Source organism: Synechocystis sp. LEGE 06083, assembly GCF_015207725.1.
GTDB lineage: Bacteria > Cyanobacteriota > Cyanobacteriia > Cyanobacteriales > Microcystaceae > Synechocystis > Synechocystis salina.
On sequence record NZ_JADEWJ010000001.1, the window covers coordinates 15,545 to 40,124 of the forward strand.

Genomic DNA, 24,580 nt, shown 5'->3' on the forward strand with positions numbered 1-24,580 from the left:
AAATGGGACGCACTTCTGGTCAGTTTATAGCAAAAATGCTGGGGAAAGGAAGACAGTCAGAGAAAAAGCCCAGGACAACAAAGGCGCAGTCCCTGGGCCCCGACGTCATTGCCTGAGCACACTCGACACCTGCGATGTTACGCAAATGTAACGAAAAATATTGACCCTCTCAGAATTTAGGCAATGCGCCCAAACCCAGCCCAGGCAAGCAATTCGCCAACTCACAAAAAGTTCATTTGGTCAACGGACTTGACAAAAATCTTAACAATACGTTACATTTATTTACATAAGGTTACAAAACAAAAACCTTAAACACCTAAATCAAAGGAGACCAATTTATGACTAGCCGCGGATTTCGCCTCGACCAAGACAACCGTCTCAACAACTTCGCCATTGAACCCCCTGTATACGTTGACAGCAGCGTTCAAGCCGGTTGGACTGAATATGCCGAAAAAATGAATGGTCGCTTTGCCATGATCGGCTTTGTTTCCCTCCTAGCAATGGAAGTAATCACTGGCCACGGCATTGTGGGTTGGTTACTCTCTCTCTAATTTGCCGAGTAGATAGCCAAGCAATTTATTGAATCAGGGCTCAGCCCCATCGATCGCCGAAGGAGTGTCCTTCACCCCCTGGAAAATGAACAAGTAAGAGGTAAAACTATGAACGCCGACACCGATATTTATCAAAACAAAGATTTATTTGCCCCCGTTGTCTTCCGCAGAGACTTCAACGAATTTGCTCCCATCAATAGCAACCAAGCCTGGTCTTTATTTTTCACCGCCGGGCAGGAAGATAAGCAGTTGGGCAACAGCCCTGAATTGGGGCGCTTTTTCACCAATACCCTCTTAGCAATTGGGGCTGCCACTTTCATCTGGGGTTACTTTTTCAGTCGTTGGGCTGACTTTCTCTAGAAATAACTGTGGCTCACCGCCACTGGAGTCGCCCCATGGTACTGCCTGCCATAGCACCACTGACACCCCTGGTACCGGGTGTTATTTTTTTGGCAATATGGCGATATTTTGTCGGCAGAAGACGGGGAAAGTAAAAATGATGAAGGGAAAAATGGACACAGCCAGACAGAAATTTAAATTTTTTTAGCAAACACCTGTGATTCTAGAAACTCTTACGGTATCCTTACGTCAACGAGCCTATGTGAGGAGTCAGCCGTGTTGGGTAAATCCATGAATCAAGCCGTCAATACCAACTGGGCGATCGAAAGTGGCGGAGGCAAACTAGGTGCCCTGCCCCCGGAATCGTTAACCAATGTTGACCTGATTTTGCTCTGTCAGCAAAAGACCCGTCCCGATAGTACCGCTTTCAATGAGTTGCTGCGGCGTTACCAGTCCCATGTGGATAAAATTCTTTATCACTTGGCCCCCGACTGGCAAGACCGGGCCGACTTAGCTCAGGAGGTTTGGATCCGGGTTTACCGTAACATCCATCGCTTGAACGAACCAGTCAAGTTTAAGGGTTGGCTTAGCCGCATTGCCACTAACCTCTTCTACGACGAGTTACGCAAGCGCAAACGGGTTAGTCATCCCATCTCCCTGGACGCTCCCCGGCGCATGGATGACGGCGAAATTGATTGGGACATTGAATCTGATTACCCCAGTCCCGATGAAACTTTATCCACCGCTGAATTTTATGAATGCTTACGTTCGGCAATCAAAGACTTACCTGAAGCTTTCCGCACCACTATTATCCTGCGGGAAATTGACGGTTTAGCCTACGAGGAGATTGCCGAAATCACAGGGGTTTCCCTCGGGACAGTTAAATCCCGCATTGCCCGGGCCCGGGCGAAGTTACAGACTTTTTTACAGCCCTATTTGGCGTCCTAAACCTATCCTAAACATTGAATCCTAACTTCCGCCACCAGCAATGGCTTTGATGATTGGTGTTAGTCCTGCCACCCTTGGTTCAGGGAGTGTCCAACTTTGTGAGGAGTGAATCGGCCAGAGTTAATAACAAACTGCTAATTCACTATTACTTGTCGGTGGAGATTCCCCCGAAGAGGTTTACTATGAATTCAAAATTTGACTTTGATTACCCACGGCAGCCTTGGGATGGAGCTGAACCTGGGAATGAGGATTTATTGTTTGATGAAAAATTCGAGCTGTTGAGTGCTTACATTGACGGGGAGGTGAGCCCCCAGGAGAGAAAACAGGTACAAGGCTGGATTGATAGTGACCCGGAGTTTAAGCAGACTTACTTGGGCTTGATTCGTTTGCAGAATGCTTTGCCCCAGGTACCGGTGCCGCCGACCGTTGACACTGACGCCTTGGCCCAGAAGGTGTTTGCCAGGCTGGAGCAGGAAAATCGTTGGCGGGGTATTTGGTTCTGGGGCAGTGTGACCGCTGCTGCTGTGGTGGTGGCCGCCTACTCTAGTATTCTGGGTAAACCCTTGGATCCTTCCCTGAATCAGGCGAATTTGGACCCGGCGATCGTGGCCATGGATGAAGATCCTTTGATGATTGCAATCCACGAGCCGATGTTTGAAGTGTTAACCAAAGTGGACCCTGGCCATGGGCCCCAAAATGAGGGAGCGGAACAAGGGGTGGACTAATCTGATTGTTGCTTTGCCCCTGGATGACTAATTTGGTTGCATTAAATCTGTTTTTTAATTTGCTCGGTAGTGCTCTATTGCTTTCTCTACCGTGGCTTCTGTTGGGGATTATTGTTTCTAGTACTTTCCTAATTTGGACCGATGAGCAAAAATGGGTGGCTAATTTTCCCCGCAATCGTTTGCTCAGTAGTTTGGTCGGAAGCGCCCTTGGTTTTCTGCTACCTCTGGGGGCCTTTGGCAGTGTGCCTTTAGTAAGGCGGTTGCTTTTACAGGGAGCCCCTATTCCTTTAGCTATCAGTTTTTTAGTGGCGGCGCCCACTTTAAATATCTTTGCCATTGTTAGGGTTTTGTCTTCCCGTCAATCCCAGTATGGTCTCATCTTTCTTTGCATTTCTTTCAGTTGGTTGATGGCGATCGTGATGGGGTTGGTGTTTAGTCCCTATCGACTGGCCCGTCAACAGGCGGAGGAGGAGGGGGAAACGGCCCTGCTAAACATTCCCCTATTACGGTCGGGGGCTTTAATTATGCTCCAGTCTTCCATGGAGGCGTCCCCAAGGCAGGGAGGATTAGTTTTTGCCAGTGGAGTTAATCCCGTGGCGGACTTTTCCTGGCGGCAAAAGTTACATCTTTTCGGCCGTAACATTATTGAAGAATTTCAGGAATTCGGCGGGGTTTTGATCATCGGCACGGCGATCGCCTGTGGCATTGTCTTTTTCCTTCCCCAGGCATGGCTACTGCAATGGGCTGGACTGGGACCAGTGCGGCAAACGGTACTAATGATGGGTTGGTCGCTGATTTTACCCCTGGGAAACTTTACTAATCCAGATTTATTAGCACCCCTAGGGGAACAACTCTGGCGGGGGTCCATGGTTGCTTTTTTACTGTGGGGGAGCCTATTTAATTTACAGACCATTGGGCTCTGGTTAGTGACCTTAAGACTGCGCCCCCTGAGTTATTTAGTGTTCTTGGTCGGTTTATCGGTCTTTCTTTTTGCCATGGTGACCAATTACTACTTAAGTTAAGCTCCGTTGGGAAAAAAATTTGTCCCTTAATGGTGCTTAATTGGGGGGATTGCCATGATATTATTACAGGTAACGCGGATGTGGCGGAATTGGTATACGCGCACGTTTGAGGGGCGTGTGGCTTTGCCTTGCGAGTTCGAGTCTCGCCATCCGCATTTTACCAATGACTGAAGTGCAACAGAAAATGCCCCGCCTTTTAACAAAATTGGTGGGGTTTTCCGTCGGATTATTAAATTCACAAATAAAATACCCGAGTTTCCCGGCTGGTTAATGCTAGGCAGAAACTAGATCCCCTAGCCACTGTAATTGTTGGGGTAGACAAATAGTCTGTAGGTCATATTTAGCCTGGACTAGGCGGCGGGCATTAGTTCCCAATCTTTGTCTTTCCTCTTTGTCCCCTAATAACTGACAGATGGTTGTGGCTATGGCTGAGTAGTCGAAAAAGTCCACCAACCGGCCTGTTTCACCATCGGTGATTACCTCCCGCACCGGGGCCGTGTTACTTGCGACAATGGCACAGCCAGAGGCCATGGACTCCAATAAACTCCAGGACAGCACAAAGGGATAACTCAGGTAAACGTGGACCGTGGAGATTTGTAGCAGACTGATGAAATATTGGTAGGGAATGGTGCCGAGGAAATAAAGACGACTCAACTGTTGCGGCGTCAGTTTACCCTTGACTTCCTCAAAAAAAATGTCTCGCCAAGGGCGATCGCCAGGGGGCTTGGCACCATAGCTAACTCCATTGCCGCCCACAATTAAAACCTTGGCATCGGGACGATTAGTGAGAATTGCCGGCAGGGAGCGCATAAAACTGTGGTAGCCCCGGTAGGGTTCCAAGTTGCGATTGACGAAAGTGATAATCTCGTCATTGCGGTTGAGGTTAATTTGATTGTTGAAAGTTAGGCTGGCATCGTTGTTGGGGCGTAGAACATTAGTGTCAATGCCATCGTGGACAACTGTCAGCTTAGAACGGAAAGGTTCTGTAAATGAATCTGCTTGCCATTGGGTGGGGGCCAGTCCACCATCGGCAATGTCAAAATGAAGGTAATGGTTTAGGTTTTTCCAGCGAATGCGACAAACTTCGGTCTCGTCCGCGCTGGCAAATTCCGGGTCAAAGGTAGTGTCATACCCGGACGCATGGTAGAAAAATTCGCAGTAAATACCTAGCTTGGTTTGGGGCCACACATCTTTGATCAGTAAACTTTCCCCCCAGCCGGGGTTAGCAATGACAACATCGGGATTGAAACCCTGTTCTTTTAACTGACGGGCCTGATGAAAAACGGATTCTGCCCGGATAGTTTTGGTCTCAAAGTCCACCAGCCAAGGATGAATGTTTGGGGTACTACCTCGATTAGGAAAATAGTTGACTAACTTTACCCCTTGCCAATGGGGGGGCGTGTTTTTTTGCATGATCAGGGCCACCACCTGATGCCCCTGTTGCACTAAAGCAGGAGCCAGATGTTTGAATTGCCCCGGAAAATTTTGGTGAAGAAAAAGAACGTTCATTATTTTTTTCTGGCCGCAGAATCGCTCTCCTCTAGGTCTACATCCACCACTTCACTGCTATCCACATCCTGGGTCTGTAACTCTTCTTTGAAGCCCCGCAGGGTTTTGCCCAGTGCTCCTCCCAATTCCGGAATTCTCTTGGGACCAAAAATGATGATTACTACCCCTAAAATCAGCAGAATTTCTGGCCAACCTAATCCAAACATTTTTTGCTCCTGGAGGGTCACAACGTCCTCCCATCATACTCTGAAGGTTTACCCAAATTGAGTTTTCGGCAGCTTGGTTGTTCTCCTTTAGGGCTATGGTTTCGGAGAATTCCGGCATCGGCTAAATTACTGCCCGGTTTGCAATTTGTGCACCAATTGATGGAAGGGATCCCAATCATCGTCTTCGGCGATCGCCTGCCAGATGGTTTCAATGCGGGGACGCAGTAGGTCCGTGAGGGGGTTGGCTTGCTCGAGCACTGTGGTTACTGTCGCCAAGGATTCCGGGGACAGTTGCTGCAACACCTGCTGATATATGGACCGCCAGGCAGACCAGTCTGCGCCGAGTAAATCGACATTTTCCAAAATCAAATCGGCCTTATCCTGCCAACTAGGGCTGAAATTAAGCCGCAATTGGGTAAAGAAGTCCGGGTAGCTCCATTGGCTTTGGGCTAAACATTGCAGGGTTTGACCGACTAATTTTTCCCGTAACTCTAGATCCAGGCGATCGCCAAGGGTGGGGGAAATACCAAGGCGACGGGCCATCAAGGTGATGTAATGGCTTAAATAAATCCTTTCATAGTCCTCCAATACCTCGGCCATTGCCTTACTGGTAATAACAGAACTCAGAGCTGCTTGCAAACGTTCCAAATTCCAGCGGCAGATAGCCGGTTGATTACCAAAACGGTAGCGACCACCATAGTCGAAATAGGCGGCAATGAAATTTAAATCGTAGGTAGGGACAAAACCGTACGGGCCGTAATCAAAACTTTCCCCAGTGATGGACATGTTGTCCGTGTTCAATACCCCATGGCAAAAGCCCGCCGCCATCCATTGGGCTACTAACTTGGCCACCCGTTCCATCAACGCTTGGAAAAAGACAATATGAGTTGACCCATCAGAACTGGGGGCAGAAATTTCTGGGTAATAGGTCTGGATAACATGATCCAGTAATTGCCGAATCTGTTCTGGTTGGTGATGGTAATGGAGTCGCTCAAAGGTGCCAAAGCGGATATGGGAGCGGCTAAAGCGGATCATTACTGAAGCTCGGGTAGGGGAAGGCTCATCCCCCCGCCAGAGGGCATCCCCGGTTTCCACCAAACTTAAACAACGGGAAGTATTGACTCCCAAACGGTGTAGGGCTTCGGCGGCTAACACTTCCCTTACCCCGCCTTTGAGGGTTAAACGGCCGTCACCACCCCTGGAGTAGGGAGTCTGGCCAGAGCCTTTGGTGCCAAAATCGAATAACTCCCCGTTTACTCCCCGCACCTGGCCATAGAGGAAACCTCGACCGTCGCCCAAATTAGGGTTATATTCACCAAATTGGTAACCGTGGTAGCGCAGAGCTAAAAATGGTCTTACCCCATGGAACAAACCGAAAGCTTCAACAAAATCATCGTCCCTAACCTGACTCGGTTCTAGGCCGACCATGGGTAACAGGCGATCGTTGCGGAATCTCAGTTTATGCTCAAGAAAGGTGGCCGCCGGCACTGCATCAAAAAATTCATTGCCTAAGGATTCTACGGCTGGTTCGTAGGTTAAATTTAAAAACGGATTAGTCACAATTGTTGGGCAAAGCAGTAAAGGTGTAGCTAGATAAGCCAGGGAAATCGATGGTATTATCCCTATGCCGCCGTCAATTTTGCTAGATTTTTGTAGTAACTTTAGCTAAATTCTGGCTGGCCACCACGGTATTTCTTGGAAAATAGCAATGACCTTAGCAAAACGGATTTTGCCCTGTTTAGATGTTAATGCAGGGCGGGTGGTCAAGGGCATCAATTTTGTTGATCTCCAGGATGCGGGGGATCCGGTGGAGTTAGCCCGGGCCTATAACGAGGCGGGGGCGGACGAATTGGTGTTTTTAGACATTACTGCCACCCATGAGCAACGGGACACCATCATTGATGTGGTCTATCGCACGGCTGAAGAGGTCTTCATCCCCCTCACGGTGGGGGGTGGCATTTCCACACTGGAACATATTAAAAATTTGCTCCGGGCCGGGGCGGATAAGGTGAGTGTCAATTCTTCCGCTGTGCGGGATCCGGATTTTATCAGTCGGGCCAGTGATCGTTTTGGACGGCAATGTATTGTGGTGGCGATCGATGCCCGTCGTCGGCTAAATGCGGATAATCCTGGTTGGGATGTGTATGTGCGGGGGGGCCGAGAAAATACGGGTTTAGATGCGATCGCCTGGGCGGAAGAAGTGGCCCAACGGGGAGCGGGGGAATTGCTGGTCACTAGCATGGACGGGGATGGCACCCAAGCGGGTTACGATCTGGCCCTCACAGCGGCGATCGCCGAACGGGTGGAAATTCCGGTGATTGCTTCCGGGGGGGCGGGCAATTGTCAGCACGTGTATGAAGCGTTTACGGAGGGTAAGGCTGAAGCGGCCCTGTTGGCTTCCCTGTTGCACTATGGCCAACTAACCATTGGGGAGTTGAAAGCCTTTTTACAAGCGAGACAAATTCCAGTCAGGCACGCTGCAGTCCTTGGCCAAGGGGACAACTAGGAAGAGATTTTTTGCTAAATCCCTTCAATCCTGGTGATGATGGGCTAAAAGCAATTCTTCTGCCAACAACTGTTGGTAAAGTTCCGGCAGACGCTTCGTCATAACGTTATCCTCAATGCCGTAGCCCAAACTAGTCCAAGTGGGGGAAAGATGGCGCAAAACCTGGTCTAGATGGCCAGCCCGTAATTGGGCCCCAATATCTAATCCCCAGGCTTTGGTATCGGCGAGCCAACGGTAAAGCACTTGGTCCTGGTACTCCGGCTCAAAGCTGTAATTTTTCCAGAGCAAAAATTTCTGGGGCTGGGGATGATATTTACCCGCTTTTTCGGCCCAGGTGGTGTTCAAAAACTGGTAACGCCCAGAGGCAGTACTGCAATTGCCCCGATTCGGCCCCATAAAAATTTTGACGCAACGGTTGGGATGTTCGCTCAAGTCCCGCACATGCTGTCCCCCATAGATGACGTTATAGGGCTGGGCTGTGTTGGCTTCACTGGCGCTGATCGTGCGCATTAGGGCCCGTAGATAGGGATCACCCCCTTCCATCACTAGGGGAGCAATTTCCACCGCAGTGGAAAAGGAAGGCAGTTTTAGCCTTGACCAGGGGGATTGCCACAGGGCCATGCCTCCCCAGCCCAATAAAACGGCGATCGCCAGGGTCCAGGGCCAGGGTGAAGCTAACCAAGGGCGATTTTTAACCAAGGAAAGGTCGGATGGGGACTGGGAATTGGGGTCAAGTAAAAATTCGCGGTCAATCATGGATGGGGGCCAGCGAAACCAGGGCGCTTTCCATCATAGGACTCCCACCAAGGCAAAATAAGTTTCCTTTTTCCACAGAAATTAATCCTCCAAGGCAGTAGAGCCAAGGCATCCCCAGAAAAGCTCTAAAATAGTCAATAGGGCGGGGTTGTTTCGACCAATGGGCGGCCCGTGGCCACCGTGGTCCATTCCCTGCCAACCTCTCTAAGTTTAACTTTTTCCTTTTCTGCACCTTGAACGTTTCTGTCCCCCATGTCCCGTCCGATTTACCGATGTTCGATGCCATTGATGCGGCCCTAGCTGATATTAAAGCGGGCAAGGCCGTGGTGGTGGTGGACGACGAAAATCGCGAAAATGAAGGGGATCTAATTTGTGCGGCCCAATTTGCCACCCCTTCTCTGGTTAACTTTATGGCTGTGGAAGCCCGGGGATTGATCTGCTTGGCCATGACTGGTGATCGCCTGGACGAATTAGATTTACCTTTGATGGTCAGTAAAAACACTGACAGCAACCAAACAGCCTTCACTGTCAGCATTGATGCAGCTCCCCATCTAGGTGTAACCACGGGCATTTCCGCCGAAGACCGGGCCCGGACGATCCAAATTGCCATTAATCCCGTCACTCGCCCGGAAGATCTTTCTCGCCCTGGTCACATTTTCCCTCTGCGGGCCAAAACTGGAGGAGTGCTCAAACGGGCTGGCCACACGGAGGCCGCAGTAGACCTATCCCGCCTAGCAGGGCTTTATCCAGCGGGGGTAATTTGCGAAATTCAAAATGCCGACGGTTCCATGGCCCGGTTACCAGAATTGGTGGAGTATGCCCGCAAATATGACCTCAAACTGATCAGCATTGCTGATTTAATCAGTTACCGCCTCCAGCACGACCGCTTTGTGCAACGGGAGACCATTTGCCAATTTCCTAGCCAGTTTGGGGAGTTTAAGCTCTATGCCTACCGCAATTTATTAGACCAAACAGAGCACATTGCCATTGTGAAGGGCGATCCCGCGGCCTTTGGTCAACAGCCGGTAATGGTGCGAATGCACTCAGAATGCTTAACAGGGGATGCCCTGGGTTCCCTCCGCTGTGACTGTCGCATGCAACTCCAAGCGGCCCTCAAAATGCTGGAAAACCATGGTTTGGGGGTGGTGGTTTATCTCCGTCAGGAAGGCCGGGGCATTGGTTTGGTCAATAAGCTCAAGGCCTATTCCCTCCAGGATCTGGGCTATGACACCGTGGAAGCCAACGAACGGCTGGGTTTTCCGGCGGATCTGCGGGATTACGGCATGGGGGCGCAAATGCTCAACGATTTGGGGGTCAAACAAATCCGCTTGATCACCAACAATCCCCGGAAAATCGCCGGACTAAAAGGCTATGGGTTGGAAATTGTCGAACGGGTACCCCTGCTAATTGAAGCCAACGACTATAACTCCCATTACCTGACCACCAAAGCGGAAAAATTAGGGCACTGGTTAGTCAAAACCTATCTGCTGGCGATCGCCGTTAAATTTGCCCCCAATTTAGCTTCAGCCCAGCAACGGTACGAAAAATTGGAAAAAATCCGGGCCCTGTTGCAGGGAACCCCCCTGATGGTGCACGAAGACAACCGCCCCGTGGCGATCGCCCTATTCGGTAAAAACGGTCTAATTTTCCACGTCGGCCTAGACCAAAATTTACCGTCGGGCCAGCCCTGGCAAAAAAACTCCCATTCTCCCTACCCTGCTTTGGTGAAGAATTTCCTCGCCCAACTCAAAGAATGGCCGGATCTACAGGCCCTGGCTTTCCTGGTGGCCCAAGGGGAAGACCCCATGGAAACCCTGCAGGTCAGCCTGGACCGGGAAAACTTGGCTTTTGCCGACCTCACCCCCCATGCCCTAGACCAATGGCAGTGCCAAACAGTTTATACCTATGGCAAGGCTGCGGAGTAGGGATTGACAGGGACTCACAGGCGGGCCAAAGCCTTGATTTTAGACTGCTTGTCAGGGGCTAAAAAAGTTAACTCCTCTGCCTCCACCAAACCTTCCTTTAAGAGTTGGGCAAAGACAAAAATAATCACCGACTGGCGATCGTCGTATTTCCCATCTATTTCGTGGCGTTTTGCACTTAAAAAATCGTGGAGCTTCCAAAGGTCATCGATCTTCTTAATCTGGGAAGCCTGGGCTTGCACCGTTGCCAACAACCCATCTAATTCTCTTTCATAGGCCTTGCGAAAAAGGGCGTGGGCAGACTGGGTTTCAGCTTGGGACCAAGGTGCTTCAGCGGTTTGTAACATTAACTTATGATATTGATTTGTAATTATCATTACCATAATAAAAAAAAGTGAGCTTGCTCTGCAACGAGAAGCCCACATTTATTAGTATTTTGGCTGATTATCCCTCCGTCCATGGTCTTCCCTATGGGAAAGAGAAAAAGCCCAGGGGAGTCATTCTAGCGAGCAAAATTGAGTAATTCTTTAGGGGAAGCCAGGAGATCGATCGCCACAAAGAAAATTTTCCCTTCGGGGTTGAGGAGGAAACGCCAGGCAATGTTCATGCCCACTTTGCCACCAAACCAAGGAGTTTGCACCTTACCGGTAACTTTAATTTGGGTGAAACCATCTTCTGCCGGTTCGGTAACGCCTCGTTCCGGGATCAATTTCAGGTTTTGGCACTCTTCCTGGAAAAAGCGGAGCACATTTTCTTTGCCAACAATGGGCCGTTGGAAGGGAGGTTGCAGAGCACCGTCGGGGGTAAATAGTTCGATTAAGGTTTCAAAATCATTGGCATTGAGGTTGTCCATGTAATTGAGGACAGTGGCATTGGTTACCCCTTCAATGGAAACTTTAGTGCGGCTAGCGGTGTCTTGGGGAGGAACCACAGGCTCAGCAATGCGTTTGGCATCTTGACCAGCAGTAAAGCCCATGTCCACCACCGCGTTCCGTAATACGGTAATCTGTTGACCGGATTCTAAGCCTTGGATGGTGGCCAGTACCGCATTGGCGTTGGCGGAGAGTTGGTAACCAGGGGGAATGGGGGCCACAAAACCCTGTTCCATCAATTCCCCTAAGCGATACCAAAAGCCTAATTTAATGTTGGGGGACCAACTGGCGTAGGTGCGGCACAGGGGAGTGTCAGCCCGGTTGGCCAGGTCACACATGGCCTGGGTTTGTTGGAGGGGGCTCATGGCTTGAATTTCCTTGAGGGCATTTTCTGCCAGTTGCATGCTGGCGGCCCCAGGGGCGGCAATGGTGAGAGTGTTACCCATTTCTAGGTAAGCAAACCAAATTAATGCCAACTGATCTTCGGCATTAAGTTGGCTAAAACGAGCGATAGTAGCTGGAACAACGTCCGCAGCTAAGGTGTTAGGGAAAATACCCCGGGCAGAGTCAATGGTGAATGGCATAGGTTTTATACATGAATCAACTTTCCCCAGAATTTACCATGGTTTGGTGGGCCCCTTTGGGATCGGAAAACCGAATGGGAACCGAGATTTTTTCTAAAAGTTTGTCCTAGCTTGACAATAATAGGACAAAGAATATAGTGGCTGAATAATTATTGTGTAGGCTACCATTGGTTGGGGAAATTAAATGATGGCAGCAACGAATACAAATCAGATTGTTCTCTTACTTATTTCCCCTTAGTGGTAGCTGGTTGGGGCAGTGATCAATAATTGCTCGGTAATTACAACAATGATCACTGTCTAGGACTATATTTTCTTCAGGCTCGACTTTTTTCCCTTGTAACGCTCCTATGCTTTATCAATTGGTTGTTGATTCGCCCTCGTTTAAGAAGGTCATTCGCTTACAAAATTCTTGTTATTCTATTGGCCGCCATCCGAGCAACACCATTGTTATTCCTTCCCCCCAAATTTCCCGTCGCCACGCCACCCTAATCAAAAAAATTAATCCTAATTTAGACATTTCCTTCCACATCATTGATGGAGATTTAGAAGGTCATCGCAGTCGCAATGGAGTGTGGGTTAATGGTGAATCCCATTTAGATTATGAGTTGGTGCATGGGGACGTCATCGCCCTATCGGAAGATATTCAAATCTTCTATCAGGCCATCCCGACCGACCCCAAAGATACTATCTCCGGCGGTGGCGATCGCCAGCGATTAACTCCGGATCTGTCGGAGCATTTTCCCCAGGAACAATGGGACATTACCCTGATCGGCCACGAGGATGATCTGTCCCAACTGAGCCACGAACAATTGTCTAAGCTAGCCGCTTGTATTGAATATAGTCCCTACCCCATGGTGGAGATTGATTACTTCGGTAACTTGACCTATTTGAACACCGCTACTAAGGAAAAATTCCCCTCCATTCGGGAAGATTCCATGACCCATCCCCTGCTCAGAGATGTTATTCCCCAGCGGGAAGATGCTCCCACTTACTATATCCGCACTAGAGAGGTACAAATAGGAGATAAGTTTTATGAGCAACATATTCACTACCCCGCCGAAAGTCAGTTTATTCGTAGTTATATTTTCGACATTACTGAGCGCAAAGTAATTGAACAATCGATCCATTACCAGGCCTTTTATGATCCCTTAACGGACTTACCCAACCGTTTTTTATTCAAACAAGAATTGGGCAAAGTCTTAAGTAACGTTCAGAACCAAAGTAGTGTTTTAGGGCTAGTGCTTTTAGGTTTTCGGGAACTGCAATCTTTAAATGATTTACTGGGGCACAGCGTTGCCGATGAGGTACTCAAAATTATCACTGAGAGATTGTCCGCCCATGTGAGATTAGAAGACTTACTTTGTCGTTGGCGGGGAGATACCTTTATATTGTTAATTCAATCCTGCCGTAACCTGGACGAAATTGAAGTTTTTGTACGACGATTGTTGGCGGTATTGAAAAGACCATTTTTCATTGCGAATAATCCCCTTTACCTCCAGGGTTATGCGGGCATTGCCTGTTACCCCAACCATGGCGATAACGTGGAAACTTTGCTCAATCGAGTGGGAGTAGCATTAAACGAAGTCAAGGACATTGGTAGTAGGCAATACTGCTTCTATGAAGAGTCCATGAACAGTGACCATTTAGAAAGGATTCAACTGGAGCACGCCCTACATCAGGCCCTAGAAAAAGATGAATTCTTGCTTTATTACCAACCGATTATTGATGTGCAAGCCGGTCGCCTTTGTGGAGTGGAAGCTCTGATCCGTTGGCAACATCCGTTCCAGGGTTTAGTCCCCCCAGGTTTGTTCATTGGTTTGCTGGAAACCACTGGCCTAATTATTCCGGTGGGGGAATGGATTATGCGCACAGCTTTTCAACATTTTCACAATTGGGCTCCGGCGGTGGATGATGATTTTCGCATTGCCATTAATCTTTCTCCCCAACAGTTCCAAGCACCGGATTTATTGCCGACAATTTTACGCATTTTGGAAGAATCTTCCTTGGCTCCCCATCGCCTTGAGGTGGAGATTACCGAAAACATTGTCATGCAGAACGTCACTGCCACCCAAAATTTGCTCAATGCCCTGCAATCTCATGGTATCCGGCTTTCCATGGATGATTTTGGCACTGGCTATTCTTCCCTTTCCTACCTCAAAACCTTTCCTTTCAATACCCTAAAGATTGATCGTTCTTTCACTAAGGATATTCTCCACACCCCCAAAGATGCCGCCATTATTCAAGCCATACTGCTGTTGGGCAATGGTTTTAACTTAAACATTATCGCTGAAGGTATAGAGGAGGAATCCCAAGCTCGTTGTCTCTACGATTTAGGCTGTCGAGAAATGCAGGGCTATTGGTTTAGTCACCCCCTTTCGGAAGCAGAAATCACGGCTTTTCTAGCGGAAGGTAATTTTCAAAGATTTTGCCTTGGTTAGGGAACTTTTTCGACGAATTGGGTATAGCTAAGTTCGTTGATTGCATTCCAACCAAACATTTGAGTGCGGAATGTCTGCCATTGTTGATAAATTTCCTTAAATTGAGCATCTTTGCTGGCAAATTCTGCTAGTAAAGCTTGGGAAGTTTCTTGAGCTACCGTTAAAATTTCTGGAGAAAATGATTTGAGAATAGTTCCTCCGTCAAGTAATGTTTTGAGGGCCATGCTATTGAACGTTTCGTAGCGGGACAGCATCAATAAATTGGCGCTGCGGGCTGCTTCTTGAAAAATAGTTTGATATTCCAGGGGTAATTTTTCCCATTGGCTTTGGTTCACCAGTAGGTCCAAGGTGGGCCCTGGTTCCCACCAACCGGGATAGTAATAGTATTTGGCTGCCTTGTTTAATCCTAGTTTTTCGTCGTCATAGGGCCCCACCCATTCCGCTGCGTCAATGGTGCCCCGGTCCAGGGCTAAAAATAGTTCTCCACCAGGGATTACCTGGACATTGACCCCCAGTTGGGCCATTACCTGCCCCCCCAGGCCGGGAATCCGCATTTTTAAGCCCCGCAAATCCGCTAGGGATTCCACCGGTTTCTTAAACCAGCCAGCCATTTGGGCTCCGGTGTTACCGGCAGGGAAGTTAATGATATTAAAATCGCTGTAAACCTTTTGCATCATTTCCAGCCCTCCTCCGGCATAGAGCCAGGCGTTTTGTTGTTGGGCAGTTAAACCAAAGGGCATTACACAGGCAAAACCCAGGGCTGGATTTTTGCCAATGTAGTAATAACTGGCGGTGTGTCCACATTCAATGGTGCCGTTCTGCACTGCGTCAAGGACTTCTAACCCTGGCACAATTTCCCCAGCGGCGTAGGGGGTGATGCGAAATTTTCCCCCGGTCATGGCGGCGATCGCCTCACAGAAATCCTGGGCTCCCCCATAAAGGGTATCAAGGGATTTGGGCCAACTGGTGACCATGCGCCAGCGAATATTGGGTAGCTCTCCTCCGGTGGTGGCTTGATTATTGGAGGTGGTGGCCTTGCTACAGGCAACTAAACTGGCGGCGGTTCCAGCGGCGATCGCCGATTGGCTAAGGAGTTGACGGCGTTTCATAGGGGCAGGTCATGAAAGGGATGATTTAAGGGATTTTCCCACAGGTTTACGGCTATATTCGTCGATTACAGAAAATTTCTCTTTAGAATGTAATTGCCGGTAATTGTTAACAAGCCAAATGGCGATCGCCAGCTTAAAAGAAGCAACAGAGTTCTAATTAGAGGAATTTCTCCTATCATTATGATGCTCCCCATTGTCTGGACAAAAAAACCTAGGCTATTAATTGGAATTATTGGAACTAGAGGCGATCATTTTGAGAGCAACGAAGCCACCGTATAACGTTCTAATTCCTATGGAGTCTTAGTCAGTGCAAGTGAAACTGTCAGAGCAAATATAGTCTGCTGATGCGGAAATTATTTTAGGGCGCCTACCAGATTTGATTCAGGATGCGCTGATTGCTCGCGCCAATGAAATTGATTATCCTGTTGAAGCAGTCCTTGAGATGGCGATCGCCAGTTTTTTAGATACAGAGGCGTTAAGTTTTGCAGACTGTAAGCCAGGGCGAGGTCAGTAAGTCAAATAAATCACTGCACCCGACTCAAAGATGACATCATTGACAACAAAGGTAGGATTGGCTAGTATGATGACCTAATCCTACTGGGCTGTCGCAGGCGGCTTATGACAATGAGTAAGAAAGTCAGTATAACCCTGGACGACGATATTCTAGATTTTGTGGATCAACTTACAAGCAATCGTAGCAGCTTTATAAATGATATTCTCTGGCAAGAAAAGAGAAGAATTTTCATGAAAGAGTTAGAAGATGCCTATAAAGATCAGGCGGATGACCCAGAGTTTCAAGAAGAAGTTTCTGTTTGGGAAATTACAGTGGGCGATGGTTTAAATGCCTAACGGAACCTTAACCTACAAGCGGGGAGAGATATGGTGGGTCGATCTGAAGCCGGTTGTTGGTCATGAAGCCGATAAAGAACGCCCCTGTCTGATTCTGCAAAACGATGTTGGCAACCAAAATGGAACAACCACAATAGTGGCTCCTTTATTGCCTGGAACAAAAACCTATCCATTTGTTGTGAACATTACACCGACTCCACGGAATGGACTCAATGGCGATCGCCATATTAACTTGAGCCAATTAAGGGCTGTTGATGCTCAGAGAATTAAAAATAAACAAGGTACTCTGGAAGATGTTTACTGGGAAGAAATCGAAAAAGCAGTATCTATTGAGCTTGGTTTCAACTCGGCGTTTAGGTCTTGATAAAAAAAGAGCCTGAAAATGCCCTCGCATTTAGGATTGCAATACATTGGCTAGATATTTACCAGTATAGGAAGTGGGATGTTGAGCCACAATTTCCGGTGTGCCTGTAACCACCAATTCCCCTCCCCGATCGCCGCCTTCGGGGCCCAGATCAATAATCCAATCACTGCAACGGATTACGTCTAGATTATGTTCAATGACTAAAACAGAATTGCCTTTATCTACTAGTCTTTGCAACACATTCAGTAAATGATGCACATCATAAAAAGATAGACCCGTGGTGGGTTCATCGATGAGATACAAAGTTTTGCCCGTGGCCCGGCGGGATAATTCCGAGGCTAGTTTGACCCGTTGGGCTTCTCCCCCGGATAGGGTAGGAGCCGGTTGACCCAGTTTGATATAACCCAAACCCACATCCACCAAGGTTTGCAGACGATTCACTGCCCTAGGAATATTTTCAAATACCGTTAACGCTTCTTCCGTGGTCATGGCCAACACATCAGCGATGGAATAGCCCTTATATTTAACCTGCAACGTTTCCCGGTTATACCTGGCCCCTTTACACACGTCACATTGCACATAAACATCGGGCAAAAAGTTCATTTCAATGACGTTCACTCCTTGCCCAGCACAGGCTTCACAGCGGCCTCCTTTGACGTTAAAGGAAAATTGCCCCGGCTTGTAGCCCCTAGCTTTAGCTTCAACGGTTTGGGTGAAAATTTCCCGAATCGGATCGAAAATGCCGGTATAGGTAGCCGGATTAGAGCGGGGAGTGCGGCCAATGGGGGACTGGTCAATGACAATCACCTTATCGATTGCCTGGAGGCCGGTAATTTCCCGTAAATGCTTAGGGAAGGCGACTTGGCGGGAGAGATGATGTTGCAGAGCCGGATGGAGCAATTCATTCACCAGGGTAGATTTGCCGGAGCCGGATACCCCCGTAACGCACACCAGTTTTCCTAGGGGAATGGTCACATCAATATTGCGTAGATTGTTATGACAGCAACCTTGGAGGGTTAACTTAGCCCCATTGCCGTTCCTACGCTCTGGGGGAGTGGCGATCGCCTCCCGACCGGATAAGTAAGCCCCGGTGAGAGATCTTTTATTTTTTAATAGGGTCTGGAAATCCCCTTGACAAACAATTTCGCCGCCATGGATGCCCGCTTTGGGGCCAATATCGACAATATGGTCAGCGTGGCGGATGGTATCTTCGTCATGCTCCACCACAATTAACGTATTGCCTAGATCCCGCAATTTAGTCAAAGTAGCTAAAAGGCGATCGTTATCCCGTTGATGCAAACCAATACTAGGCTCATCCAACACATACAACACCCCCGTTAGACCGGAACCAATTTGGGTAGCGAGGCGAATCCGTTGGGCTTCCCCCCCCGATAAAGTCATAGCTGCCCGATCTAGAGTGAGGTAATCCAAACCTACGTCCAGGAGAAAGGTTAAACGGGCTTTAATTTCCTTGAGGGCCAACTCCCCAATCATGGCTTGCCGGGGGGTCAACTCTAGGTTTTCAATCCGTTCTAGGGTCTGACGGATAGGTACACTGGTTAAATCGTTAATGTTGTACTGCCCTAGCTTTACGGCCAGCGCTTCGGGTTTTAACCTTTTACCGTCGCAGGTGTGACAGGGTTGATTAATAATATATTTTTCTAATTTTTGTTTAATGGCATCGGAATTAGTTTCGTCATAGTTTTTTTGCAGAATATTTAACGCCCCGGCAAAACGACGATAATAACCTTGTTTATTGCGGTAACGAGATTCCCCTTCAAACCAAATTTCTTCTTCCGTACCGTATAAAACCACTTCCTTTTGCTCTTGGGTTAATTTTTTCCAAGGGGTTTGTAGTTTAAAATCAAAATGTTGTCCCAAACTGTATAGTAAGGACAAGTAATAGGAATTATCTTTCTCTGACCAAGGGGCGATCGCCGCATAGACGGGCTTTTCTGGATCGGGAATAACCAAATCGGGGCAAAAGGAGCGCACAAAGCCAATGCCATGGCAATCGGGACAAGCACCATAGGGGGAGTTGAAGGAAAATAGACGAGGGGAAAGTTCATCCATCACCGCCCCATGTTCCGGACAAGCAAAGTTTTCTGAAAAGATAATTTCCTTGGGCAATTCTGCGTGGTAAGCTTGACCATTTTCCGCCGCTTTTAATGCTTCTTTATCGTCTTTTTTACCTCCATCTAGCACTGTCAGTGTTGGTTTGTCCAAAATATCTATAATGGCTGTGCCTTCTGCTTGCTTTAAACAAGTGCTGAGGGAGTCCACCAGTCTTTCCTGCAAACCATCCTTTTTGATCAGGCGATCAATGACTATTTCAATAGTGTGGGCTTGGTTCTTTTTCAGTTCAATATTGTCACTTAATTCTCGCACTTCTCCATTAATTCTTACCCGCACAAAACCCTGGGAAACCAAACTGGAAAGTAGTTGCACATGGGTGCCTTTTTTCCCTTTCACCACCGGAGCCAAAATTTGAAACTTAGTTCTGTCGGGCAACTCCATCACCCGATCGCACATTTGGTCAATGGCTTGGGGGGCAATGTTCCGTTGGCAGTGGGGACAATGGGGACTACCGGCCCGGCCAAACAACAGACGGAGGTAGTCGTAAATTTCCGTAACTGTGCCCACGGTGGAGCGGGGATTATGGGAAGTGGATTTCTGATCGATGGAAATGGCGGGACTCAGCCCCTCAATACTGTCCACATCGGGCTTATCCAATTGCCCCAAAAACTGTCGTGCGTAGGCACTGAGGGATTCCACATAGCGCCGTTGCCCCTCTGCAAAGATGGTGTCAAAAGCCAAGGAAGATTTCCCTGACCCCGATACCCCCGTAAAGACAATCAGGCGATCGCGGGGCAGGTCTAGATCCACATTTTTCAGGTTATGTTGTCTAGCGCCTCGAATACGGATGCTGTTTTGGTCGGGCATAGGGGGGCGGCAAGGCTCTTAACTTTTCTTCACGATTTTAAACTGTCTTTGCTAATCTTGGTCGGCGATCGCCATTTAGGTAAAGGAAAAATTGTCTAACTGATACAATTTTCTGCAGAGCAAAAATTAATTAACCAAGAATGTCAAAAGCAAGCAAGGGTCCAGAATTTGTCAAATATTTTGTTCCACTGCTTTCTGCCTTAAGGGAATTAGGCTATTCGGGTACTCCCAGCGAAGTTAAAAACGTAATCATTGAAAAATTGCAAATATCCGAAGAATTACTGGAGGAAAAGCTTAAAAGTGGCTCCTCCCGGATTATCAACCAGATTGACTGGGCCAGATTCTATTTGGTGAAAGCTGGTTATTTAGATTCTTCTAAACGGGGAGTCTGGACATTAACAGAGAAAGGAATAGCAGAAACGGTAACCAATCAGAGAGCATTCACCATTTTCAAGGAAGTTCAGGGCGAGTTCAAGGATAAAAAATCGGTGGACTCCAATGGAAATAATTGGGAAATTCAAGAAGAGGAAATTTATGCCCCTGACGATGGCGAAAGTCTGATTACAGTCGACTATCGAGAAAAACTACTGCAGATATTAAGAAATCTTTCCCCTAGCGGATTTGAGCACCTGTGTAAACAATTTTTGCGGGAAGCTGGTTTTCAAGAGGTGGAGGTTACAGGAAAAACTGGAGATGGAGGCATTGACGGCAAAGGTATTTTGCAAATTAATCCCCTGTTAAGCATCCCGGTTTTATTTCAATGTAAACGTTATGCAGGATCGGTGGGAGCACCACAAATCAGAGATTTTCGCGGGGCCATGATGGGTCGGGCCGACAAGGGGATTTTAATCACCACAGGAAGTTTCACCAAAGAAGCAGAGAGAGAAGCTATCCGGGATAGGGTATCACCGATTGAATTGGTCGACTCAAACAAGTTAATTAAAATGTTTGAGCAGTTAGAATTAGGCTTAAAACCCAAAATAGTTTATGAAATTGATACAGATTTTTTTGATCGCTTTAAGTAATATAAACTTCACAACATAGATTCATTTTCTGCTGAATGTTGCCGAAGCTGATCCTTCTTTCTTTAGCAAAGTACAGGCTACAATAATGCCAATAATAGCTAATAAACCCATGGGGTAAAACGCATAGGTGTAGCTACCAAATAAATCTCGAACCCGACCTGTTACCAGAGTTCCAATTAAAGCCCCCATGCCATAGGCGGTGAAAATAATGCCGTAATTTTGGGCGTACTGGTCAGGATCAAAAAAGCGTAGCGTCATAGTGGGAGCCATGGCTAACCAACCCCCTAGGCAGAACCAGAATAAACAGAAAGCAATTAAGTAGGTGGCAACCTGCCCGGTTTGAGCATTGATCATTAGAATACAAGCGATCAAAATCAAAACATAGGATAAAATTGCAATGTGGTGGGGCTTAAATTTATCAGCAAGCCAGCCAAATAGCGGACGACTTACTCCGTTAAAGAGGGCAAATAAGGATACACTACCCGCCGCCACATTGGGATTAATATTAATAATTTCCTGTCCCACCGGACTGGAAATGCCGATGGCACTCAACCCCACTAATGCCCCGATGATATAGCAAATCCATAGACCATAAAATGAGCGGGTTTTAAACAAATTTTGGGGATAAACCGGGGTTAAAATAGTTTCAGTATTAGTGATTTTCTGGGGTGGTTGCCATCCCCTGGGAGGAAATTTCATCGTTAAAGAAATAGTCAGAATAACCAGAGTGAAGACAATGCCCAAAAGACGCAGGGTAGGGCGGACAGTATAAACACTAATTAAATGGTTAGCCAGGGGGGCGGTGATCAGGGGAGATAAGCCAAAGCCAATAATAGTTAATCCCATCGCTAGTCCTTTTTTGTCCGGAAACCAGCGGGCCACAACAGCCATAGGAACACCATAAACAATACCAATGCCAATGCCGGTAATTACTCCGTAGGTAAAAATCAAAGTTCCGACGTTAGTGGCAAAACTAGATAAAATGTAACCCAAACCGACAATAATACCACCAACAGCAGTGATTTTACGGGTACCAAGGCGGGGAATGTAAAACCCCGTAATAGGCATAAAAATGGCATAAAAAACCAACACAAAAGTATAGGGCAGTAAACTAGCTGTTGCACTAATGCCCAATTCATTCTCTAGGGGAGTCCTGAAAATACTCCAGGAATATACCGTGCCCAGACAAAGTAAAACAATCATTCCCAATGGAACTAAAAACCATCTACTTTGATGGGCATTTTTCCCTAGAACAGTGACCCCTAATTCATTATTCATAAACAATAATTTTTGCAGTCAAAAAATTGCTAATCAGTATCCATAATTAGGGTCGATGTTAACCGGTTGATTAACTTTGGTTTACTAGCGATCTATAACCTGCGCCAACGACGGCCATCCTTATTAATTAACCATTCCGCCTCTGCCGGTTCCCAGGTGCCAGCTTCGTACAAAGGCATGGAAAGGGGATCACTGGGGGCATCCCAAGCTGATAACACCGGAGTTACTACCCGCCAAGCTTCTTCCACCTCATCAGCCCTAGTGAAGAGGGTTTGATCCCCCAACATACAATCCAGTAAGAGACGATGATAAGCATCAGCCGTGGCCACCCCAAAGGAAGAACCATAGCTAAAATCCATATCCACGGTGCGGGTACGCAATTCTGAACCAGGCATCTTTGCTTCAAAGCGGAGAGAAATACCTTCGTTGGGCTGAATTCGCAGACTCAACACATTGGGGTTAGCTTGGTGAGCCACGGATTGAAAAATTAACAATGGAACTTCCCGGAATTGAATGGCGATCTCACTCACTTTTTTGGGCATACGCTTGCCGGTGCGGAGATAAAAGGGGACTCCCTGCCAACGCCAGTTATCCACCATTAACTTGAGGGCGACAAAGGTGGGGGTGGTAGAAGTGGGAGCTACCCCTGATTCTTCCCGATAGCCGGGGACTGGTTTGCCCCCCATCCAACCCGCTTTATATTGACCACGGATGCCAGCATTTTCCAGGTTATTAATATCTGCCAAACGGGTAGCCTGTAAAACTTTGACCTTTTCGTTGCGAATACTATCTGCATCAATGGCGTTGGGGGGGTCCATGGCGGTCAAGCAAAACAGTTGCAACAGGTGGTTCTGCACCATGTCCCGCAGGGCACCGGCAGATTCGTAATAACCAGCCCGTTCTTCTACACCTACCGTTTCTGCTACCGTAATTTGTACGTGGTCGACAAACTGGCGATTCCACAATGGTTCAAAAATTGCATTGGCAAAGCGGAATACCATCAGGTTCTGCACCGTTTCTTTGCCCAGATAATGGTCGATGCGATATACCTGATTTTCTTTACAAACCCCCTGCACCACTCGGTTAAGGTTTTGGGCTGAGCTTAAATCTCGACCAAAGGGCTTTTCGATCACAATCCGGCTTTTTATCGGATCACTAAGCATCCCCGCCGCCCCCAATTGTTTAATACCTGGGGGAAAGAAATTGGGGGAAACGGCTAAATAGAAGACCCGATTGCCCCTGGTGTTACGTTTTTCATCTAATTCCGCGAGGAAGTTTTTCAATTTGAGATAGCTTTCTGGGTCGTCCATGTTGCCGGAGCAATAAAATAGCCCCTGGGCAAACTCATTCCACAGGTCCTCACTGCCAATGCCGGTGGAAAATTCTTCGATGCCTTTACGCATCTGCTCACGAAAATGGTCGTGGCTCCAGTCCCTTCTAGCAAAACCGACAACTGTTAACTCCGGGGGTAAACGACGCTCCCGTTTCATTTGGTAGATGGCTGGCACCAGTTTCCGTTGGGTCAGGTCCCCCGATGCACCAAAAATGGTTAAAATGAGGGGTTCTGGAGTGCGTTCTTGGCGGAGTCCAGTGCGGAAGGGATTTTCGAGTAGCGTTACCATGGGGAATGCTCGTATTGTGTGGCCACTTACGCTTTAAAATAACTCACAATTCCCGAAAGTTTCCTTTTTCTGGCAAAGTTTTCAGGAAAAATTCCTTTCCTAGTCCAAATCCTGAAATAGGGGGGTGCTGAGGTATCTTTCCCCAAAACTAGGTTGGATCATAACAATCAATTTATCTTTATTGGCAGGTCTTTTTCCCACTTTGATGGCCGCCGCTAGAGCTGCCCCGGTGGAAATCCCCGACAATAAACCTTCTTCCCTGGCTAATCTACGGCCGTAGGTGATCGCCTCTTGGTCAGTAACGGTAATTACTTCATCAATTAAATCCACATCCAGCACTTCGGGAATAAAACCTGCCCCAATGCCTTGGATTTTGTGGGGACCTGGTTTCCCCCCCGATAAGACCGGACTATTTTGGGGTTCCACGGCGATCGCCTGAAAAGTAGGCTTTTTCTCCTTCAATACAGAAGCAACCCCGGTAATTGTGCCACCAGTGCCTACCCCCGCCACCAAAAAATCAATGGCTCCGTCCGTATCTTGCCAAATTTCCAATGCCGTAGTTTGTTGATGAATTTGAGGATTAGCCGGATTATCAAACTGTTGCAACATATAGGCATTGGGCAAACTTTCCGCCAATTCCTGGGCCCTTCTAATGCACCCGCCCATACCTTCTCCCCCTGGGGTGAGTTCCAATTTGGCTCCATAGGCTTTTAACATAGCCCGTCGTTCTTGGCTCATGGTTTCTGGCATGGTCAAAATTAATTGATAACCCTTGGCCGCCGCCACCATGGCGAGGGCAATACCTGTATTACCAGAAGTGGGCTCAATCAACAGAGTCCTGCCTGGTTCAATCAACCCTTCCTGTTCTGCCCGGTTAATCATATTGACGCCAATGCGGTCTTTTACCGACGCCGCCGGGTTCATCCCTTCTAACTTGACTACAATTTGAGCTTCACACCCCTCGGATTGGGGAATACGATTGAGGCGAACTAGAGGAGTACGACCAATTAAC

Annotated in this window: 23 protein-coding genes and 1 tRNA gene; 13 read left to right on the forward strand and 11 right to left on the reverse strand. The window is 47.8% G+C overall.

Annotated features, from left to right (window positions below):
- Positions 1-338: 338 nt before the first annotated feature.
- The 6 genes from IQ219_RS00080 (at position 339) to IQ219_RS00105 (ending at position 3,740) form a co-directional block, all read left to right on the forward strand.
- Entirely contained in the window at positions 339-551 is a 213-nt protein-coding gene (locus tag IQ219_RS00080) for a chlorophyll a/b-binding protein (RefSeq protein ID WP_010872099.1), read from the forward strand.
- Between the two features lie 108 nt (positions 552-659).
- The gene (locus IQ219_RS00085) at positions 660-911 is read left to right on the forward strand and encodes a hypothetical protein (RefSeq protein WP_194018474.1); all 252 of its coding nucleotides are present in this window, start codon (positions 660-662) and stop codon (positions 909-911) included.
- A 255-nt stretch (positions 912-1,166) separates the two neighbouring features.
- Positions 1,167-1,838, forward strand: a complete 672-nt coding sequence (locus IQ219_RS00090; RefSeq protein ID WP_212715955.1) for a sigma-70 family RNA polymerase sigma factor — start codon at positions 1,167-1,169, stop codon at positions 1,836-1,838.
- A 182-nt stretch (positions 1,839-2,020) separates the two neighbouring features.
- Positions 2,021-2,563, forward strand: a complete 543-nt coding sequence (locus tag IQ219_RS00095) for an anti-sigma factor (RefSeq protein WP_228016590.1) — start codon at positions 2,021-2,023, stop codon at positions 2,561-2,563.
- 23 nt (positions 2,564-2,586) lie between these two features.
- On the forward strand, positions 2,587-3,585 hold the full coding sequence (locus tag IQ219_RS00100) for a permease (protein ID WP_194071309.1): 999 nt from the start codon (positions 2,587-2,589) through the stop codon (positions 3,583-3,585).
- 74 nt (positions 3,586-3,659) lie between these two features.
- A tRNA-Leu gene (locus tag IQ219_RS00105) sits at positions 3,660-3,740 on the forward strand.
- A 118-nt stretch (positions 3,741-3,858) separates the two neighbouring features.
- Here the strand turns inward: IQ219_RS00105 and IQ219_RS00110 are convergent.
- From IQ219_RS00110 to IQ219_RS00120, 3 genes are all read right to left on the reverse strand, one after another.
- Positions 3,859-5,094, reverse strand: a complete 1,236-nt coding sequence (locus tag IQ219_RS00110) for a glycosyltransferase family 4 protein (RefSeq protein WP_194071310.1) — start codon at positions 5,092-5,094, stop codon at positions 3,859-3,861.
- A complete protein-coding gene (locus IQ219_RS00115; protein ID WP_338116515.1) occupies positions 5,094-5,321 on the reverse strand; it encodes a twin-arginine translocase TatA/TatE family subunit in 228 nt (75 codons plus the stop codon). The genes IQ219_RS00110 and IQ219_RS00115 overlap by 1 nt, the downstream gene beginning before the upstream one ends.
- A 105-nt stretch (positions 5,322-5,426) precedes the next feature.
- On the reverse strand, positions 5,427-6,860 hold the full coding sequence (locus tag IQ219_RS00120) for a YdiU family protein (RefSeq protein ID WP_194071311.1): 1,434 nt from the start codon (positions 6,858-6,860) through the stop codon (positions 5,427-5,429).
- Positions 6,861-7,008: 148 nt separating this feature from the next.
- Here IQ219_RS00120 and hisF point away from each other — a divergent pair, with 148 nt between their 5' ends.
- Positions 7,009-7,806 carry an imidazole glycerol phosphate synthase subunit HisF gene (hisF, locus tag IQ219_RS00125; protein ID WP_194018478.1) on the forward strand — a complete coding sequence of 266 codons (798 nt, stop codon included), beginning with the start codon at positions 7,009-7,011 and terminating at the stop codon, positions 7,804-7,806.
- Between the two features lie 24 nt (positions 7,807-7,830).
- Here the strand turns inward: hisF and IQ219_RS00130 are convergent, their stop codons facing one another.
- The gene (locus tag IQ219_RS00130) at positions 7,831-8,562 is read right to left on the reverse strand and encodes a glycoside hydrolase family protein (protein WP_194071312.1); all 732 of its coding nucleotides are present in this window, start codon (positions 8,560-8,562) and stop codon (positions 7,831-7,833) included.
- A 272-nt stretch (positions 8,563-8,834) separates the two neighbouring features.
- Here IQ219_RS00130 and ribBA point away from each other — a divergent pair, with 272 nt between their 5' ends.
- Positions 8,835-10,487: a bifunctional 3,4-dihydroxy-2-butanone-4-phosphate synthase/GTP cyclohydrolase II gene (ribBA, locus tag IQ219_RS00135; protein WP_190599063.1), complete on the forward strand. Its 1,653-nt coding sequence runs from the start codon at positions 8,835-8,837 to the stop codon at positions 10,485-10,487.
- 14 nt (positions 10,488-10,501) lie between these two features.
- Here the strand turns inward: ribBA and IQ219_RS00140 are convergent, their stop codons facing one another.
- On the reverse strand, positions 10,502-10,831 hold the full coding sequence (locus IQ219_RS00140; protein WP_194071320.1) for a fluorescence recovery protein: 330 nt from the start codon (positions 10,829-10,831) through the stop codon (positions 10,502-10,504).
- Positions 10,832-10,986: 155 nt separating this feature from the next.
- Entirely contained in the window at positions 10,987-11,940 is a 954-nt protein-coding gene (locus IQ219_RS00145) for an orange carotenoid-binding protein (protein WP_194071313.1), read from the reverse strand.
- Positions 11,941-12,287: 347 nt separating this feature from the next.
- Here IQ219_RS00145 and IQ219_RS00150 point away from each other — a divergent pair, with 347 nt between their 5' ends.
- A complete protein-coding gene (locus tag IQ219_RS00150; protein WP_190598981.1) occupies positions 12,288-14,378 on the forward strand; it encodes an EAL domain-containing protein in 2,091 nt (696 codons plus the stop codon).
- Here the strand turns inward: IQ219_RS00150 and IQ219_RS00155 are convergent.
- Positions 14,375-15,487, reverse strand: coding sequence for a TRAP transporter substrate-binding protein (locus IQ219_RS00155; protein WP_194071314.1), 1,113 nt, complete (start codon positions 15,485-15,487; stop codon positions 14,375-14,377). The genes IQ219_RS00150 and IQ219_RS00155 overlap by 4 nt on opposite strands.
- A gap of 376 nt (positions 15,488-15,863) precedes the next feature.
- Here IQ219_RS00155 and IQ219_RS00160 point away from each other — a divergent pair, with 376 nt between their 5' ends.
- From IQ219_RS00160 to IQ219_RS00170, 3 genes are all read left to right on the forward strand, one after another.
- Complete coding sequence (locus IQ219_RS00160; protein ID WP_228016591.1) at positions 15,864-16,001, forward strand: hypothetical protein; 138 nt, start codon at positions 15,864-15,866, stop codon at positions 15,999-16,001.
- Between the two features lie 110 nt (positions 16,002-16,111).
- On the forward strand, positions 16,112-16,336 hold the full coding sequence (locus IQ219_RS00165) for a hypothetical protein (RefSeq protein WP_194018484.1): 225 nt from the start codon (positions 16,112-16,114) through the stop codon (positions 16,334-16,336).
- The gene (locus IQ219_RS00170; RefSeq protein WP_194071315.1) at positions 16,329-16,700 is read left to right on the forward strand and encodes a type II toxin-antitoxin system PemK/MazF family toxin; all 372 of its coding nucleotides are present in this window, start codon (positions 16,329-16,331) and stop codon (positions 16,698-16,700) included. Before IQ219_RS00165 ends, IQ219_RS00170 begins: the two co-directional genes overlap by 8 nt.
- A 30-nt stretch (positions 16,701-16,730) precedes the next feature.
- Here IQ219_RS00170 and uvrA read toward each other — a convergent pair whose 3' ends face one another.
- Positions 16,731-19,643, reverse strand: a complete 2,913-nt coding sequence (gene uvrA / locus IQ219_RS00175) for an excinuclease ABC subunit UvrA (protein WP_194071316.1) — start codon at positions 19,641-19,643, stop codon at positions 16,731-16,733.
- Positions 19,644-19,783: 140 nt separating this feature from the next.
- On the opposite strand from uvrA, the gene IQ219_RS00180 reads away from it, so the two are divergent.
- Positions 19,784-20,668 carry a restriction endonuclease gene (locus tag IQ219_RS00180; protein WP_194071317.1) on the forward strand — a complete coding sequence of 295 codons (885 nt, stop codon included), beginning with the start codon at positions 19,784-19,786 and terminating at the stop codon, positions 20,666-20,668.
- Between the two features lie 21 nt (positions 20,669-20,689).
- Here the strand turns inward: IQ219_RS00180 and IQ219_RS00185 are convergent, their stop codons facing one another.
- From IQ219_RS00185 to cysK, 3 genes are all read right to left on the reverse strand, one after another.
- Positions 20,690-21,871: an OFA family MFS transporter gene (locus tag IQ219_RS00185; RefSeq protein ID WP_228016592.1), complete on the reverse strand. Its 1,182-nt coding sequence runs from the start codon at positions 21,869-21,871 to the stop codon at positions 20,690-20,692.
- Positions 21,872-22,038: 167 nt separating this feature from the next.
- Positions 22,039-23,568 carry a glucose-6-phosphate dehydrogenase gene (gene zwf, locus IQ219_RS00190; RefSeq protein WP_190598970.1) on the reverse strand — a complete coding sequence of 510 codons (1,530 nt, stop codon included), beginning with the start codon at positions 23,566-23,568 and terminating at the stop codon, positions 22,039-22,041.
- A 99-nt stretch (positions 23,569-23,667) separates the two neighbouring features.
- Positions 23,668-24,580 (reverse strand): cysteine synthase A (gene cysK / locus IQ219_RS00195; RefSeq protein ID WP_194071319.1); only part of this gene is annotated, 913 nt, incomplete at its 5' end.

Coding starts and splice junctions, on each gene's coding strand:
- IQ219_RS00080 (WP_010872099.1), top strand. CDS start 339: ATGACTAGCCGCGGATTTCGCCTCGACCAAGACAACCGTCTCAACAAC.
- IQ219_RS00085 (WP_194018474.1), top strand. CDS start 660: ATGAACGCCGACACCGATATTTATCAAAACAAAGATTTATTTGCCCCC.
- IQ219_RS00095 (WP_228016590.1), top strand. CDS start 2,021: ATGAATTCAAAATTTGACTTTGATTACCCACGGCAGCCTTGGGATGGA.
- IQ219_RS00100 (WP_194071309.1), top strand. CDS start 2,587: ATGACTAATTTGGTTGCATTAAATCTGTTTTTTAATTTGCTCGGTAGT.
- IQ219_RS00110 (WP_194071310.1), bottom strand. CDS start 5,094: ATGAACGTTCTTTTTCTTCACCAAAATTTTCCGGGGCAATTCAAACAT.
- hisF (WP_194018478.1), top strand. CDS start 7,009: ATGACCTTAGCAAAACGGATTTTGCCCTGTTTAGATGTTAATGCAGGG.
- IQ219_RS00130 (WP_194071312.1), bottom strand. CDS start 8,562: ATGATTGACCGCGAATTTTTACTTGACCCCAATTCCCAGTCCCCATCC.
- ribBA (WP_190599063.1), top strand. CDS start 8,835: ATGTTCGATGCCATTGATGCGGCCCTAGCTGATATTAAAGCGGGCAAG.
- IQ219_RS00140 (WP_194071320.1), bottom strand. CDS start 10,831: ATGTTACAAACCGCTGAAGCACCTTGGTCCCAAGCTGAAACCCAGTCT.
- IQ219_RS00145 (WP_194071313.1), bottom strand. CDS start 11,940: ATGCCATTCACCATTGACTCTGCCCGGGGTATTTTCCCTAACACCTTA.
- IQ219_RS00150 (WP_190598981.1), top strand. CDS start 12,288: ATGCTTTATCAATTGGTTGTTGATTCGCCCTCGTTTAAGAAGGTCATT.
- IQ219_RS00155 (WP_194071314.1), bottom strand. CDS start 15,487: ATGAAACGCCGTCAACTCCTTAGCCAATCGGCGATCGCCGCTGGAACC.
- IQ219_RS00165 (WP_194018484.1), top strand. CDS start 16,112: ATGAGTAAGAAAGTCAGTATAACCCTGGACGACGATATTCTAGATTTT.
- IQ219_RS00170 (WP_194071315.1), top strand. CDS start 16,329: ATGCCTAACGGAACCTTAACCTACAAGCGGGGAGAGATATGGTGGGTC.
- uvrA (WP_194071316.1), bottom strand. CDS start 19,643: ATGCCCGACCAAAACAGCATCCGTATTCGAGGCGCTAGACAACATAAC.
- IQ219_RS00180 (WP_194071317.1), top strand. CDS start 19,784: ATGTCAAAAGCAAGCAAGGGTCCAGAATTTGTCAAATATTTTGTTCCA.
- IQ219_RS00185 (WP_228016592.1), bottom strand. CDS start 21,871: ATGATTGTTTTACTTTGTCTGGGCACGGTATATTCCTGGAGTATTTTC.
- zwf (WP_190598970.1), bottom strand. CDS start 23,568: ATGGTAACGCTACTCGAAAATCCCTTCCGCACTGGACTCCGCCAAGAA.